A 14,867-nucleotide genomic window follows, 5' to 3' on the forward strand; every position below is an offset into this window, starting at 1 on the left:
ATGTAAAGTTAATGGTTAAGAAATTAAATAGCGGCTATTTAATTCATAAATTCGCCAACTTAATTATGCAAGTTTTCCACACTGAGAGTAAAATAATCATAACCTGTAACAAAAGGTTATCCGTCTACCTGCAAAAGGAGGTCGAAGAACTGGGCTTTACCCCTGTGCGGGTTTTCCCCACCGGTGTCGAGTTGTTAGGAACTGTTAATGACTGTGTTGCACTAAATCTTAACCTTCGCTGTGCAAGCCAGGTCATCTATCTTATAAAAAGCTTTACGGCGGCTGATCCGCAGGAATTATACAATAACCTGGTCGAAATTGAATGGGAAAACCTGATCGATTTTACAGGGTATTTTTCAGTTACCTCGAATGTTAATAATGAACATATCCTTACACCGCTTTTCGCCAATGTAAAGGTAAAGGATGCTATTGTTGACCGGATAAAAGCGAAAAAAGGCATCAGGCCAAACTCCGGACCAGAGCAGAATAAAGCTGTTGTCCACTTATACTGGCAGGATGATAAAGCCGAGATATTTTTAGATACATCCGGCGAAACGCTTGCTAAACATAGCTACCGTAAAATACCAGGTAAAGCACCTATGTTAGAGGCATTGGCTGCATCCACCATAATGGCTACCAACTGGGATAAGAACAGCACATTTATTAATCCAATGTGTGGTTCGGGTACGCTGGCTATTGAAGCAGCACTGTTGGCCACAGATAAAAGTCCGGGCTTTTTCAGGATGAATTACGGTTTTATGCACCTGATGGGCTATGAAGAGGAAGTATTTTTTACTGAACGTCGCAAACTAAAGGACAGGGGTAAAAAGGCGCTCAACTTTAAGATCATCGCTACCGACCTGTCTGCTGATGCAGTAGATATCGCTCAAAAAAACGCAAAAACTGCAGGTGTAGAACATTTAATTGATTTTAGCGTTTGTGATTTTGCGGACACGGAAGTTCCTGAAGAACCGGGCATCATCATGTTTAACCCGGAATACGGCGAACGCCTGGGTGTACATAGCAAACTGGAAGCAACCTACAAACGCGTGGGTGATTTTATGAAGCAGAAATGCCTCGGTTATCGTGGTTACATATTTACCGGTAACCCGGATCTGGCCAAAAAAATAGGTCTGCGTGCAGCCCGCAAAATTGAATTTTATAATGGTAAACTTGATTGCCGCCTGCTCGAATATGAGCTGTACGAGGGCAGCAAAAGAGAACCGAAGGAATAGATATCGTTGATTAGTTGATTAAGAGAATGGTTGATTAAGTTAAATTCAACCCAATCAACTTAGTCAACCTAATCTAACTTAATCAACTATTAATGAAGAAAGTTTTTTTATTAACTACTGCCTTATTACTATCGTTCTATTGCATGGCACAGCAACAATTGGCTTTCCCTTTCCAGGGAGGCGATAAGGCTATGACGCAATTTTTCAGTGACAGCATTATGGTGTCAAAGGACATCATCAGAAGTAAAGCAAACGGTACTGTAATTTTTAAATTTACCGCTGACGAAAAAGGCGCTATCAAAAAATTGGTGATCTATTACGCAGATGATGCTATTTTAGCTCCACCATTGATCGAAGCTTTAAGAAAATCAAGTAATAAATGGGTAATACCTGATCATGAAAAGTCCCACGACTTTATATTATCATTTTCAGTAGGTTTTATTCCTCCTGCTGACGGCGCTCCATCACCACACAAAGGCCTTTACAACTTTTATCAAAAGCATAAACCTATTTTATCTACAAACCAGGTTCCGTTGGATAATGTGACGCTTTTGCCTACAGTATTAGTAAAATATAAGTTAGACTAGGATAGAATCAAGAGGAAAGATTCAGGAGTCAGGATATTAGAACCAGGAATCAGAAAATAACTCATTTATAGGCCTTGCTAAAATATTCTGTAGATATATCTTCTTTTATTTCACCCGTGAAGCTATTTTCTTGATTCTTGACTCTTAACTCCTGACTCTTAACTCTTGGTTCTTGACTCTCAATTCTTGACTCCATCATGAAGCACGCAGAAACTATCGAAAAGACAATCACTTTCGTTCGTAAAACATTAGAAAACGCCGAAGGCGGGCATGACTGGTGGCATATTCACCGCGTTTGGCTAAATGCAAAACGAATTGCAGCGCATGAACAGGCCGATATGCTTGTGGTAGAGTTAGCTGCTTTGCTGCATGATATAGCCGACAGCAAGTTTCATAATGGCGATGAGGAGATCGGTCCGGCAACAGCAGGTAAGTTTTTAAATGAGTTGAATATGGATGAAGCAACCATTACGCATGTTCAACAGATCATCAGGCATATCTCTTTTAAATCCGGGTTTGATAAAAAGGCTTTCCACTCCAAAGAACTGGACATAGTACAGGATGCCGACCGGCTTGATGCAATTGGTGCTATCGGCATTGCACGGGCCTTTAGTTATGGCGGTTTCAAAGGTCGCGAGATCTTTAATCCGGAGATCGCTCCTAATCTAAACATGACTAAAGAAGAGTATAAAAACTCTGCTACCCCAAGCATCAATCATTTTTACGAAAAGCTATTGCTCCTGAAAGATAAAATGAACACTGCCACCGGCAAGCAACTGGCCGAACAACGACATCATTTTATGGAACTATACCTGCAGCAGTTTTTTGATGAAACCGGAACATTTGTACAGCAGTAAAGATTTAGCTTTGCTGAAATTTTAAACAGCTTATCTTCAATATCATGAAAGTACAGGTTGAACAGAAATTAGTAGATAAAAAGATCAATCCTACAGCGATGCGTTTGTTAGTGCTTGACCTTCTTTTACAACAAAACTCAGCCATTAGTTTAAGTGATATCGAAAAGAACCTGGAGCCTGCCGACCGGACCACCATCTACCGTACCCTTAAAACCTTTGAAGAAAAAGGGTTGACCCATACGATTGATGATGGCACCGGAACACCCAAATACGCCCTATGCCCCGAAGAATGTGATGACCACGAGCACCATGATCTGCATGTTCACTTTTATTGTAACTCCTGTAAAGAAACCTTCTGCCTCCCTAACTCCAAAATCCCTGACGTTATGTTGCCTAATGGTTTTGCTCCTTCTGAGATGAACCTCATCGTTAAAGGCACCTGCGACAAATGCAAAAATTAATGCAATACCATTGCATTGGTTCAACACCTTACTTTGCATAAAAAAATAAGAGAATTGAAATCCATTTAAGAAGTATTGGTTGGATTAACTTATTTTCTATTTAAAATTTAGATTAGTCTAAATTTATTATTAGATTTGTCTAATAAAACAAAATTGTAATGATCTCCTTAGTTAACAAGGGCTTAATACGAATAATCCATTTTTCCAAAATTTAGCCGGATGATTAAAAGCCTACTCTTTACTATATTTTTGTTGATTAGTGTGGATCTTGCCTTTGCGCAGGATACAGTTAAACAGCAACGTTTTAATTTCCATTTCCAGGAAACCACGGTCACGCAATATAAGCCTGCGTTTAGTGCTCCTTATAGCGGACAAAATAGTTTAATAACAACTTCCGAAACCCAAACCTCGATTACATCAGCATTGTATGGAGGCGCCCGTTTATGGAAAGGTGCCGAGGCCTATTTTAACCCTGAACTATCTGGCGGCGCAGGTTTAAGCAAAACATTGGGTGTAGCGGGCTTTCCTAATGGGGAGACATTCAGAGTAGGTGCCGCAGAGCCAAAGATCTATATCGCGCGCCTTTATTTAAAACAGAACTTTGAATGGGGAACCGAAAAAGACACAATTGAAGATGATGTCAACCAATTGGGGGGATTAAAAAGCAAGCGTTATTTCTCAATCGCCGTAGGAAAATTTGGTATGGCCGATTTTTTTGACGGCAACAATTTTAGCCACGACCCAAGAACACAGTTCATGAACTGGTCGCTGATGGATAACGGCGCCTGGGATTATCCGGCCAACACCCGCGGTTATGTTTTAGGAGCTACAGCCGAATTAGGTCAGCCGGATTGGACACTGCGTTTTGCCTTTACCATGGTTACCACGGAGGCGAATGAATCTGTATGGGACTCTAAAATAGCCAAAGCCAATACGCAAACTATTGAGTTTGAGAAACGCTATACCTTATCCGGGCAAAAAGGTACAGTCCGCATACTGGCCTTTACCAATAATGGTAAATTCGGCAATTATCGTGAGGCAATTAACCAAAACCCAACCGCACCAGATGTAGATTCTACGCAACATTATGGTCGCCATAAATATGGTTTTGGTATCAGTGCCGATCAATACCTAACAAAAGATTTCGGCGTATTTGCCAAAACCAGCTATAACGACGGGCATACCGAAACATGGTTTTTTACCGAAATAGATCGTTCAGTAAGTCTTGGAGCGGTGCTTAAAGGCACTTCGTGGAAGCGCAGTGATGATGAGTTGGGGCTGGCATTTATCGGCAACGGACTGTCAAAAGACCACCGTGACTATTTGGCAGCAGGGGGATATGGCTTCCTGATCGGTGACGGCAGGCTGAACTACTCGCCCGAAATGATCGCTGAGGTATATTATAAGATCAACGCCTATCAAAAGAAATTCTGGCTCACCCCCGATTACCAGTTCATCCTCCACCCCGCATACAATGCTGACCGTGGACCAGTGAATGTATTTGGTATCAGGGTGCATGTGGAGTTTTAATATCATAGCAGACTTACCTTTTAAAAACTTCGTAAGTCTTTTAATTAGAAACCCCGGTTACTTTTATAATATTTTAAAATGGCATGATAAATTTCATCGTCATCACCTCGTACCAAAAATAAACTGACTTCGAATGAGCTCGTTCGCCAATTTCTTGTTAACCAACGATATTTTTTGATGAATGGGTTTTTAACCATCTTAAGGTAGTTTTCGGGTTCACGAACCTTAATGGTAACGAAGCGAAACTTGACAAGGTTTATCACCCCAATTGAACTATAGGTCATATATACATTTCCGACATCGGTCCATTTAATAGTATCATTCTTAGCAGTTATAACAATACTTTCATTGGTTAAAATGATGGCCGGTTTTCCCATTAATGTAAATAAACCTATACGCAGGTTTTTTATCATGTAAATGAAACACAATAAAATTATAATGAATACAAACGGATTATGGGTAATGAGATACAGATTATACGTATCTGAAAAAAAATAACCTGCTGCAATTAAAAACATCATTGATAATGCTGGTTGCAGCAAACTGAACTTAAATTCCTCTTTCTCCATTTGTGACAGGTTTTGGTAGCGCTAATATAAAAAACATCGGTTATATATTATTATGTCGAAGCCCCGTTTAGCGGGTTACAAAAAACAGCTGCAATTAAAAAATCTGATTTCCAACAGATTTCTTTTAGATATTGGCCAATATTATCTTTAAGCGCTATCAATACTCTATGACTACAAAAAATCATACACATTCTAAAAAAGCTGACGCACAATATGTTTTGCAAAAGGTTCAACCGGCCCTGCTCGGCCTAATGGATGGATCGGTATCAACCTTGGCGCCACTGTTTGCGGCTGCCGGGTTAACGCATCAAACACATAAAGCATTCTTTGTTGGCCTCGCCGCCTCTTTAGGTGCCGGAATCAGCATGGGCCTGGCTGAGGCTTTATCCGACGATGGTAAAGTAACCGGGCGCGGCACTCCGCTGTCAAGAGGTATAATAACCGGTTTCGCGACAGCTTTGGGGGGCATGTTACATACACTTCCTTTCCTTATTGCCGACTTAAATACTGCCTTGCATTTCGCCTATATTGTTGTAATAGTTGAGTTAATAGTTATAGCCATGATCAGGTATAGATTCATGAAAACTCCTTTATGGTCAACCGTTATTCAGGTGATTATTGGCGGGGGTATTGTATTTGTTTTAGGTATCTGGCTGGGCACATTAGGTGTAAGCGATTGATCTGTATTTCAACAATAAAAAGCAGAGTGGATATGATAATGCTTTTAACGTCGTTTATTTAGCTGTATGAAAAAGCATTTTGCGTTAATATTGTTATTGTCTGTTGGTACATGGGCTTTTTCCCAGTCTAAATACACCGTCACCAAATCAACCATTACTTTCAAGATAAAAAATCTTGGTGTCAACACCGGGGGAAATATCAGCGGGTTCAAAGGAGATATTCAGTTCGATCCTGCTCATTTAGATGCCGGTTCAATAGAAGCATCTGTCGAGACAAATACAATTAACACCGGCAATGACACACGTGATGAGCATTTAAGGAGCGACAGCTATTTTGATGTGGCTAAGTATCCAAAAATTACGATCAAATCAGTTTCATTAAAGCATAAAAGCGGCGATAGTTATACCGGCACTTTTAATCTGACCATTAAAGACAAGACCAACACGGTAGATATTCCTTTTACCTATACCGAAACAGGTAATACAGCCTCATTTAAGGGAACTTTGCAAATAAAACGCTCAGATTATGACGTTGGCGGCAAAAGTATGATCATGTCTAACGATGTGAATATTACGATAGATGTGGAAGCTGCGAAATAGCCCTCCCAGTCATGCCGTCCGACTAAGGCGGATCGGCACCCCACATGCTAAGTGAATACCATGGCAGCTACCTGTCCTGTGAGATCCTGATCCGCCTAAAGGCGGACAGGATGACTTTCCTATATCCTCACAATTAAATAACCATAATTTAACATTGATATAGCCTGTAACTATCAAGCAATCACATACAAATTGTAACTTTACGGATATGAAATTGCGTGTCCTGGTATTTATCAATGCAGCCGCTGTAGCAATCACCGTGTCGGCTGTTAATTATTATTTTAAGCATAGCTGGTATGATGTGGGTGTCACTTTTATTCTGACACTGACCATCAGTTTTGTGACTTTTTATATCCTGCTCGAAAAGTATATCTATTCAAAGATCAAACTTATCTACAAACTCATCCATAACCTGAAACTCGGTCGCGATCTGCGCGATGCTCTGGGCGAACATGTTACAGCCGACCCGATAAACGATGTGGAACACGAAGTAAAAGAATGGGCCAGGCAAAAGAAAACCGAGATAGATGATTTACGCAAACAAGAAAAGTTCAGACGTGATTTCCTGTCAAACATCTCACACGAGTTTAAAACTCCATTATTTGCCATACAAGGTTATATAGACGCTATAATAGACGATGATTTTGAGGATACAGAAATGGCCCACCAGTTTTTAGGAAAAGCATCAAAAAACGTTGACCGCTTGAGCTACCTGATCAAAGACCTTGACGAGATATCAAAGCTGGAAACCGGAGAAATGCCCATCAATTACAGCAAGTTCAAGATCAATGACCTGATCAAGGAAGTGTTTGATTCTCTGGATCTTAAAGCAAAAGAACATAAGATCAAATTCGTCTTCAAGCAAAAATATGATGAGCCCATATTGGTAAGCGCCGACAGGGAGAAAATAAGGCAGGTATTGGTTAACCTGATCGATAACTCATTTAAATACGGCAAAGAGGATGGCAGCACCTCGATCAGTCTTTTTGAACTGCATGACCAGGTTTTGGTTGAAGTAACAGATGATGGTATCGGCATCGAAGAAAAATATTTACCACGCCTGTTTGAACGCTTTTTCCGTACAGATACCAGCAGGTCAAGGCAAATAGGTGGCTCCGGGCTTGGCCTTGCAATTGTTAAACATATTATTGAAGCTCATGATCAAACCATCAATGTTCGCAGTACAGAAGGATTGGGCTCAACTTTTGGCTTTACACTACAAAAAGCGAAGCAGGCTATCCCTTTCCCGGTGATACCCTCATTGAAGAGTTAACACTAACTTAACATTGTAAACTTTACTTTTGCAATAATTTAATATTAAGAAAATATAATTCCGACTCCAAACATATTCTATATGTCACTTAATTCCATCTTCCAATACTTTGTACCTAAGGACAAAAAAATATTCTTCCCGCTATTCGAACAGGCTGCCAATAATGTAGTCGCCATGTCAATGGTTTTGGTTGATGCGGTTAATTCCAATGATTTTAATACCCGTGAGGATCTGTTTAAACAGATTGATAAATTAGAGAACAAAGGTGATGAGATCACCCACCAGATCTACCTGGAGCTTGGTAAAAACTTCATCACCCCATTTGATCGTGAAGACATCCACTCATTAGCTACTGCTATTGATGATGTTGCCGATTTTATACAAGGCGCCGCCAACCGCATGAGTCTTTACAGAATAGATGATTTTAACGAACATATCCGCAAACTCTCCGAACTGATACTACAAGCCAGCCAGGATTTAGAAAAAGCAGTACGTGAGCTAAAAGACCTCAGGAACGTACGCAACATTGCCGACTCATGCATCCGTATAAACAGCGTAGAGAACCAGGCCGATTATGTATTTGACCGCGCCGTAGCTGACCTGTTTTTATATGAAACCGATGCAATACGCCTTATAAAGTACAAAGAAATATTAGCAGCACTGGAAACAGCCACAGACCGTTGCGAGGATGCAGCCAACGTTATGGAATCAATTTTAGTTAAAAACGCCTAATCACAATAAATGGTAACCTCGTCACTCGTTGTTGTAATTTGCCTTGCGCTAATATTTGACTACACAAACGGATTTCATGATGCAGCTAACTCCATTGCTACCATTGTATCCACCAAAGTATTAACCCCTTTCCAGGCGGTGCTCTGGGCTGCTACCTTTAATTTTATTGTATTCTTTTTTATTAAAGAGCATAAAGTTGCCAATACTGTTTCAAAAATAGTAGTCGAACATTTTGTAACCATACCAGTATTATTGGCCGGCCTTATAGCCGCTATAAGCTGGAACCTGATCACATGGTGGTTTGGCATACCGTCCAGCTCGTCCCACACGCTGATAGGTGGTTTTGCCGGTGCCGGTATTACAAATGCTTTGTATATGGGTTCATCAGCCTTAAGTGCGGTCAACATGGGTTACATATTAAAGATCATTGCCTATATTGTAGTCGCTCCTTTTATGGGCCTGATTATCGCCTACTTTGTCACCATTATTGTATTGCATCTAAGCAAAAATTCCAGGCCTTCAACTGCCGAGAAATGGTTTAAAAGAATGCAATTGGTGTCATCAGCAGCACTAAGCTTTGCACATGGCGGTAACGATGCTCAAAAGGTAATGGGTATTATTTATGTAGCACTAATCGCAGCAAGAGTGATCCCATCTGGCAGTCATATGCCTAACTGGATACCATTAGCCTGTTATTCGGCCATAGCATTAGGTACACTTTCTGGCGGATGGAAGATCGTTAAAACAATGGGTTCACGTATCACCAAGATCACTCCTTTGGAAGGTGTAAGTGCCGAAACTGCCGGTGCGATCACATTATTTTTTACAGAACGTTTCGGCATACCGGTTTCTACCACACACACCATTACCGGCTCTATCATTGGTGTCGGGCTAACCAAACGCTTATCAGCAGTTCGCTGGGGCGTAACCATTAACCTGGTTTGGGCATGGATCATCACTATCCCAATCTCTGGATTAATCGCCGGTGGAGTATTTGCTTTACTTCGGGTAATACATTAGTTTTATGTCCGTTATTACTGTATTGATTAAACCTATGAAAAAAGTATACTTGTTACTACCACTCTTGCTTGTGGGCTTTACACTCACGAGCTTTGATAGCTATAAACCGTTAAACACCGCGATAGACTATCCGCAAATTATTCCCTCAAACTTAGATATTGGAAATGCGTTAAAAGAAGCCTTGCAACAAGGCACTTCAAAAAGTACCGACCAGCTTTCGGCTGTGAATGGTTTCTTTGGTAATGCTGCCGTTAAAATCCTCTTCCCGCCCGAAGCAAAAAAGGTGGAAAGCACTTTACGTGGAATGGGAATGAACAGCCTGTGCGATAATGTGATCCTTTCACTTAACCGTGCTGCCGAAGATGCTGCAAAAGAAGCGAAGCCTATATTTCTGGATGCCATCAAGCATATGACTTTGCAGGATGTCACCGGAATATTAACTGGGCCAAACGATGCAGCCACGCAATATTTTAAAAGAACTACTACAATCCAATTAGCTGCTAAGTTTAAACCGGTTATAAAAGTTAGCCTTGATAAAGTAGGCGCCACAAAATATTACGGAACTGCTGCTGCTGAATATAACAAGCTGCCATTTGTAAAACACCTGAATCCGGATATTACAGATTATGCCACTCAAAAAGCCATTGAAGGCCTGTTTGTTGAAATTGCCCAGGAAGAATTAAAGATCCGTCAGAACTTGCCTGATGCCAGGTCAACCCCGTTAATGCAAAAGGTATTTGCTTTTGCGGATAAGAAAGGGAATTAATAAATATTTATCTATAGCGATGGGTTTGAAACCCATCGCTATGTAAGTAGCCTCTTGCTATATAACAAACTATTTTGCCTTAGTCCCCTCCTTAATATCCTTTAATTCATCACTAAATGTTTTATCACGATGATGAGTTTCCTGGTTATAAATATAATTTCGAACTTTTTGTACATTGTCAGGACTAACTGAAAATGCCGCAAAACCATCCTCCCATGAAATATATTTTTCAGGATCGTCTTTAAAATGTTCCCACGAATTACCTTTAATTGTTTTTACAACATTCGCGACTGATTGATCTGTACGCAGCCTGATCAGCAGATGGATATGGTCTTCAATTCCATTTATACAATCCAGGTAGATCTCAAAATCATTTGCTATTGATTTAATAGCGTCGAAAACTTCGATTTTTAGAGAGGGGATTAATATTGGTTCGCGATTTTTTGTAGACCAAATGAGGTGTACCCATAAGGATGAATAACTTTGTGGCATAAGGTTAAAAGGTAAATTATATCTATCTTATATTTTCATAGCGATGGGTTTGAAACCCATCGCTATTGATGAAAGTTAATACTCACACTCACCTCTTTAGCCCTGCCATCAGTACTACCAGTCCACACCGGGCCATTGGTTACCAGGTCGATAGCTTTTTTATCAGCTGCATCACTCAGGCCTTTGGTAACTTTAAGCTGGCTGAGACTGCCGTTTGCGGCTACCATAAATGATATTTTTACCTTTCCGGTTTTCCCGTCGGGCGATGCAGCATTCTTCTTCAGGTATTGGTTATAACTGTGCCAGCCATCTTTTGGACGCGCATCAGTTACATCTGCTATCTCTGCATCGTCATTACTCTTTTTAACGCCGTAACCAGTAACAACAACCTCGCTTAGTGAACTGCCTGCAGGCTCAAGACTGATACTTAAAGAGTCTTTATTACTCACATTTACTCTTTTTTGACTATAGCCAATATAGTTTACCGCCAAAGTCTGATCGCCAGCTACATCCTGAAGGGTGAATTTACCTTGTACGTTCGTAACTACGCCGAAAGGCCTACCTAATACTTTAACCGTTGCTCCTACTATTGGTTGCCTGTCATCACTGCCTATTACTATACCTGTAATTGTTCTGCCGGTACCATCGGCAGGAGTTGCGGAGACTCCATCTGCACGGCTTTTTAATAAAGTTTCTGTAGCAGGGGCAGGTTGCTTCGGTTTAATTGCAACTTCGGCTAAACTGCTATTCGCCTTCTTACTTTGAGCCATGTTGCTTACTATTAATTCATTTGTGGCAACAGAATCTTTCTTTGGTTTATAAAGCTCTGCAACCTGTTGATCTGAATTTCCTACAGGTTCAGCTGCTACAATTTCTTTATCTGCTTCTTTTACCACCAACTGCTCTGTATTGTCTTTGGTACTTTTCCCAGCCGAGGGTTTAGCAATGGGCTGTACCGGCTTGATTTGATCAGTACTTTTTTCAGTAGTTACAGCAGCCAACGGAGATGATGTTGCAATAGTATCCGGTTGCTTCTTTTCAACCTTTATATCCTGTGCAAGCCTTGCCGTTTTCTCTGGCTGTTTTCCGCTTAAGAACCATATACCCGCACCAATAAAAATCAGTATAGATGCCGCGATAGATAAAGGTCCCCATGGAATGATGCGCCGTTCCTTTTGGGCGATACGTTTGTGTAAACGATCAGACAAATCACCAAGATTGGCTTTTTGATCTCCTTTTACTTGTTCAAAACCTTCTATTGCATCCGCCAGAAAAGGATCGTCCAAAGCACGCTTTTCCAACTGATGCATGGCACGTGCATCAAGTTCACCTTTAAGGTACTTACTTATCTGCAATATGTCTTTTTCTCTATCCACTACTCTTTTCCAGGCATATTTTCAGGTTGCGCTTCCCGTTTTGAATATAACTTTTCACATCATTCAGGCTAAATCCTGTTATATCAGCTATCTCTTTGTAGCACTTCTCTTTTAAATAAAACAAGTCGACGCTTTGTTTTTGCACCGCCGTTAACTTGTCCATGCATCGCTCCAAAGCCTTCAGGGCTTCTTCTTTATTGTTATCCTCAGGATGCAGAAAAGGAGTAAATTCCATAACCTCATCCAAAGAAATTACTTCTGCTTTTTTACCAGACCGTAACTGCATCAGGCAATAATTGCGGCTCAATACATACACCCAGCTCCTGAACTGCTTTATCTCATGCTGTTTCACTTTTACAATCAGTTCCTCAAATATGCCCATCACGGCATCTTTTGCTGCGTCTTCGTCCTTGAGATACTTTAAGCAAACGCCAAATATCAGGGGTACATAGTTTTCAAACAATCCACCTAAAACCGCAATATCACCGCTTTTGCGGTAATTATTCAGTTGTGCTTCGTCGTTGGTATTATCGGTATTAACTGGTTTGCTAAAAAAGCTCATTTTCAGACCGGAAAATTAAAATTTTTCGTCGGCTTATGGAAATATGATTATCCCTGCATCCCTAAGGCAAAAACCAACGGAAATGAGAAAGCTTATATTACTTACTTTGATGATCGCCGCACTGGCATCATTTAAGACCAGCACTACCCGTCATATTACCGGAATCGTGTTTGGCAACGACGACAAATTGCCCATTATTGGCGCAACTGTTAAAGTGCAAGGCACTAACATTGGTGTGGTAACCAACCAAAAAGGGGCTTACGCTATTAATGTCCCTGAAGGAAAAGATCGTTTGATCTTTCAGTTTGTAGGTTACCAAACTAAAAATGTAACGATAGGTAAAGCCGATACACTGAATGTTTACCTGGATGCTGCAGCCAGTAGTTTAAACGAAGTGGTGGTAACCGGCTATAGTGTTCAAAAGGAAACTAATCGAACTGGCAGTGTATCTAAAGCCAGTGCACGAAGTTTACAGGGAAAAGTAGCAGGCATTGCCGTATATGACAAAAATGTGCCGACTAATAGCGCACCTATTCAAATCAGAGGAGTGGCTACATTAAATACACCCAACAGTAATGGTTATATTAGTAATAATGTAGCCAGTCCTGCTGATGAAAGCTATAAATCTATCAGTGAAAACGGCTTTTTACAGGCAAAGGATAATCCCCTATCTACCTTTTCTACCGATGTGGATGCTGCCTCTTACAGCAACGTAAGGCGGTTTATCAATAATGGTCAATTGCCTCCTGCTGATGCTGTGCGGATAGAAGAAATGATCAATTATTTTAAATACGACCTTAGCGGCCCAACAGGAAATCAACCGGTGGCTATTCATACCGAACTTTCATCCGCTCCATGGAATCCTAAGCACCGTTTGCTGCGCATTGGCTTAAAGGCCAGAACTATCGATATGGATAAATTGCCACCATCCAACCTGGTATTTTTGCTGGATGTGTCAGGCTCGATGGGGGAAGCTAATAAATTGCCGCTAGTGAAAACTGCCATGAAAATGCTGGTCGACCAACTACGCCCGCAAGATAGGGTAGCCATTGCGGTATACTCCGGACAAGCTGGATTAAAACTGGCCTCAACGCCCGGCGATCAAAAAGATGTGATTAAAGAAGCCATTGATCAATTACAGGCAGGCGGTTCAACTGCCGGTGGTGCGGGTATTAAATTGGCATATCAAATAGCCCGCGAAAACTTTATGAAGAACGGTAATAACCGCATCATTATGGCTACCGATGGCGATTTTAATGTCGGTGATTCAAGCGATGGCGATATGGAAACCCTGATCACCCGCGAACGCAGCAGCCATGTGCCTATCACTATTATGGGTTTTGGTATGGGTAATTTAAAAGACAGTAAGATGGAAACGCTCGCTGATAAAGGTAACGGCAACTACGCCTATATCGATAACCTGACCGAAGCACGTAAAACCCTGATCAGCGAATATGGTGGTACTATGTTCATGGTAGCAAAAGATGTAAAACTGCAGGTGGAATTTAATCCAGCAAAAGTACAGGCCTATCGCTTGCTAGGTTATGAAGACAGGTTACTTGCGAAAGAGGATTTTAATAATGATAAAAAGGATGCCGGCGATATGGGTTCAGGACACACAGTCACAGCATTTTATGAAGTTATATCAACTGGTGTTAAGGATGATTATTCATCAAGTGTTGATCCTCTGAAATATCAGAAAACAAAGGATGCACCAGTTGGTGGCGAGTCTGGCTCAAATGAATTAATGACCATTAAATTCCGCTACAAACAACCCGATTCGGGCACCAGCAAAATGAGCAGCGCAACCGTTACTGACAGACCACTAGATTTCAAAAGCACCACTTCTGATTTCCGCTTTGCATCAGCAGTAGCTGAATTTGGGATGTTGCTGCGCGGTTCAGAATTTAAACAAAAGAGCAGCTTCGACCAGGCCATCAGTATAGCTAAGGAGGCGAAAGGGAAGGATGATGATGGCTATCGGTCGGAGTTTGTGCGACTGGCAGAAGCAGCAAAAGCATTGGCCAAGGACGATCAACTGATCACTAAAGAATAATTAAAAAGAACCTAAACCTTTCCTATACTTTATCTATAGCAGGGCCTTGCAGAGTGGCCCTGCTTTTTATT

The 14,867-nt window shown here is 41.0% G+C and carries 16 protein-coding genes; 12 read left to right on the forward strand and 4 right to left on the reverse strand.

Annotated features, from left to right (window positions below):
• Window positions 1–65: 65 nt before the first annotated feature.
• The 5 genes from ACPPVU_RS00200 (at window position 66) to ACPPVU_RS00220 (ending at window position 4,670) form a co-directional block, all read left to right on the forward strand.
• Window positions 66–1,235 carry a THUMP domain-containing class I SAM-dependent RNA methyltransferase gene (locus ACPPVU_RS00200; RefSeq protein WP_426672232.1) on the forward strand — a complete coding sequence of 390 codons (1,170 nt, stop codon included), beginning with the start codon at window positions 66–68 and terminating at the stop codon, window positions 1,233–1,235.
• A 92-nt stretch (window positions 1,236–1,327) separates the two neighbouring features.
• Entirely contained in the window at window positions 1,328–1,822 is a 495-nt protein-coding gene (locus tag ACPPVU_RS00205; RefSeq protein ID WP_426669669.1) for a hypothetical protein, read from the forward strand.
• Between the two features lie 197 nt (window positions 1,823–2,019).
• Window positions 2,020–2,679, forward strand: a complete 660-nt coding sequence (locus ACPPVU_RS00210) for an HD domain-containing protein (RefSeq protein ID WP_426669670.1) — start codon at window positions 2,020–2,022, stop codon at window positions 2,677–2,679.
• Window positions 2,680–2,723: 44 nt separating this feature from the next.
• Window positions 2,724–3,140, forward strand: a complete 417-nt coding sequence (locus tag ACPPVU_RS00215) for a Fur family transcriptional regulator (RefSeq protein WP_426669671.1) — start codon at window positions 2,724–2,726, stop codon at window positions 3,138–3,140.
• A 219-nt stretch (window positions 3,141–3,359) separates the two neighbouring features.
• Window positions 3,360–4,670 (forward strand): carbohydrate porin, encoded by a 1,311-nt coding sequence (locus tag ACPPVU_RS00220; RefSeq protein WP_426669672.1) that lies wholly within the window; start codon window positions 3,360–3,362, stop codon window positions 4,668–4,670.
• Window positions 4,671–4,714: 44 nt separating this feature from the next.
• Here ACPPVU_RS00220 and ACPPVU_RS00225 read toward each other — a convergent pair whose 3' ends face one another.
• On the reverse strand, window positions 4,715–5,239 hold the full coding sequence (locus ACPPVU_RS00225; RefSeq protein WP_426669673.1) for a hypothetical protein: 525 nt from the start codon (window positions 5,237–5,239) through the stop codon (window positions 4,715–4,717).
• A 167-nt stretch (window positions 5,240–5,406) separates the two neighbouring features.
• Here ACPPVU_RS00225 and ACPPVU_RS00230 point away from each other — a divergent pair, with 167 nt between their 5' ends.
• The 6 genes from ACPPVU_RS00230 to ACPPVU_RS00255 all read left to right on the forward strand — a co-directional run bounded on the left by ACPPVU_RS00230 (window position 5,407) and on the right by ACPPVU_RS00255 (window position 10,310).
• Complete coding sequence (locus ACPPVU_RS00230) at window positions 5,407–5,919, forward strand: VIT1/CCC1 transporter family protein (RefSeq protein ID WP_426669674.1); 513 nt, start codon at window positions 5,407–5,409, stop codon at window positions 5,917–5,919.
• Between the two features lie 66 nt (window positions 5,920–5,985).
• The gene (locus tag ACPPVU_RS00235; protein ID WP_426669675.1) at window positions 5,986–6,519 is read left to right on the forward strand and encodes a YceI family protein; all 534 of its coding nucleotides are present in this window, start codon (window positions 5,986–5,988) and stop codon (window positions 6,517–6,519) included.
• Window positions 6,520–6,727: 208 nt separating this feature from the next.
• Window positions 6,728–7,792: a sensor histidine kinase gene (locus tag ACPPVU_RS00240; protein ID WP_426669676.1), complete on the forward strand. Its 1,065-nt coding sequence runs from the start codon at window positions 6,728–6,730 to the stop codon at window positions 7,790–7,792.
• 81 nt (window positions 7,793–7,873) lie between these two features.
• The gene (locus ACPPVU_RS00245; RefSeq protein ID WP_426669677.1) at window positions 7,874–8,524 is read left to right on the forward strand and encodes a DUF47 domain-containing protein; all 651 of its coding nucleotides are present in this window, start codon (window positions 7,874–7,876) and stop codon (window positions 8,522–8,524) included.
• A 9-nt stretch (window positions 8,525–8,533) separates the two neighbouring features.
• Window positions 8,534–9,544, forward strand: a complete 1,011-nt coding sequence (locus ACPPVU_RS00250; protein WP_426669678.1) for an anion permease — start codon at window positions 8,534–8,536, stop codon at window positions 9,542–9,544.
• A 34-nt stretch (window positions 9,545–9,578) separates the two neighbouring features.
• Window positions 9,579–10,310, forward strand: coding sequence for a DUF4197 domain-containing protein (locus ACPPVU_RS00255; protein ID WP_426669679.1), 732 nt, complete (start codon window positions 9,579–9,581; stop codon window positions 10,308–10,310).
• Between the two features lie 69 nt (window positions 10,311–10,379).
• Here the strand turns inward: ACPPVU_RS00255 and tnpA are convergent, their stop codons facing one another.
• The 3 genes from tnpA to ACPPVU_RS00270 all read right to left on the reverse strand — a co-directional run bounded on the left by tnpA (window position 10,380) and on the right by ACPPVU_RS00270 (window position 12,740).
• Window positions 10,380–10,802: an IS200/IS605 family transposase gene (gene tnpA, locus ACPPVU_RS00260; protein ID WP_426669680.1), complete on the reverse strand. Its 423-nt coding sequence runs from the start codon at window positions 10,800–10,802 to the stop codon at window positions 10,380–10,382.
• A gap of 62 nt (window positions 10,803–10,864) precedes the next feature.
• Window positions 10,865–12,178 (reverse strand): carboxypeptidase-like regulatory domain-containing protein, encoded by a 1,314-nt coding sequence (locus ACPPVU_RS00265; protein WP_426669681.1) that lies wholly within the window; start codon window positions 12,176–12,178, stop codon window positions 10,865–10,867.
• Complete coding sequence (locus tag ACPPVU_RS00270) at window positions 12,171–12,740, reverse strand: RNA polymerase sigma factor (RefSeq protein WP_426669682.1); 570 nt, start codon at window positions 12,738–12,740, stop codon at window positions 12,171–12,173. The genes ACPPVU_RS00265 and ACPPVU_RS00270 overlap by 8 nt, the downstream gene beginning before the upstream one ends.
• Window positions 12,741–12,822: 82 nt before the next feature.
• Between ACPPVU_RS00270 and ACPPVU_RS00275 the strand changes: the two genes are divergently transcribed.
• Complete coding sequence (locus ACPPVU_RS00275) at window positions 12,823–14,796, forward strand: YfbK domain-containing protein (RefSeq protein ID WP_426669683.1); 1,974 nt, start codon at window positions 12,823–12,825, stop codon at window positions 14,794–14,796.
• Window positions 14,797–14,867 lie beyond the last annotated feature (71 nt).

It is taken from the genome of Mucilaginibacter sp. McL0603 (assembly GCF_049992945.1).
Lineage (GTDB): Bacteria > Bacteroidota > Bacteroidia > Sphingobacteriales > Sphingobacteriaceae > Mucilaginibacter.

What these genes read in the sequence shown, in the direction of transcription:
- ACPPVU_RS00200 (WP_426672232.1), top strand. Translation starts at nt 66, where the DNA reads ATGCAAGTTTTCCACACTGAGAGTAAAATAATCATAACCTGTAACAAA.
- ACPPVU_RS00205 (WP_426669669.1), top strand. Translation starts at nt 1,328, where the DNA reads ATGAAGAAAGTTTTTTTATTAACTACTGCCTTATTACTATCGTTCTAT.
- ACPPVU_RS00210 (WP_426669670.1), top strand. Translation starts at nt 2,020, where the DNA reads ATGAAGCACGCAGAAACTATCGAAAAGACAATCACTTTCGTTCGTAAA.
- ACPPVU_RS00215 (WP_426669671.1), top strand. Translation starts at nt 2,724, where the DNA reads ATGAAAGTACAGGTTGAACAGAAATTAGTAGATAAAAAGATCAATCCT.
- ACPPVU_RS00220 (WP_426669672.1), top strand. Translation starts at nt 3,360, where the DNA reads ATGATTAAAAGCCTACTCTTTACTATATTTTTGTTGATTAGTGTGGAT.
- ACPPVU_RS00225 (WP_426669673.1), bottom strand. Translation starts at nt 5,239, where the DNA reads ATGGAGAAAGAGGAATTTAAGTTCAGTTTGCTGCAACCAGCATTATCA.
- ACPPVU_RS00230 (WP_426669674.1), top strand. Translation starts at nt 5,407, where the DNA reads ATGACTACAAAAAATCATACACATTCTAAAAAAGCTGACGCACAATAT.
- ACPPVU_RS00235 (WP_426669675.1), top strand. Translation starts at nt 5,986, where the DNA reads ATGAAAAAGCATTTTGCGTTAATATTGTTATTGTCTGTTGGTACATGG.
- ACPPVU_RS00240 (WP_426669676.1), top strand. Translation starts at nt 6,728, where the DNA reads ATGAAATTGCGTGTCCTGGTATTTATCAATGCAGCCGCTGTAGCAATC.
- ACPPVU_RS00245 (WP_426669677.1), top strand. Translation starts at nt 7,874, where the DNA reads ATGTCACTTAATTCCATCTTCCAATACTTTGTACCTAAGGACAAAAAA.
- ACPPVU_RS00250 (WP_426669678.1), top strand. Translation starts at nt 8,534, where the DNA reads ATGGTAACCTCGTCACTCGTTGTTGTAATTTGCCTTGCGCTAATATTT.
- ACPPVU_RS00255 (WP_426669679.1), top strand. Translation starts at nt 9,579, where the DNA reads ATGAAAAAAGTATACTTGTTACTACCACTCTTGCTTGTGGGCTTTACA.
- tnpA (WP_426669680.1), bottom strand. Translation starts at nt 10,802, where the DNA reads ATGCCACAAAGTTATTCATCCTTATGGGTACACCTCATTTGGTCTACA.
- ACPPVU_RS00270 (WP_426669682.1), bottom strand. Translation starts at nt 12,740, where the DNA reads ATGAGCTTTTTTAGCAAACCAGTTAATACCGATAATACCAACGACGAA.
- ACPPVU_RS00275 (WP_426669683.1), top strand. Translation starts at nt 12,823, where the DNA reads ATGAGAAAGCTTATATTACTTACTTTGATGATCGCCGCACTGGCATCA.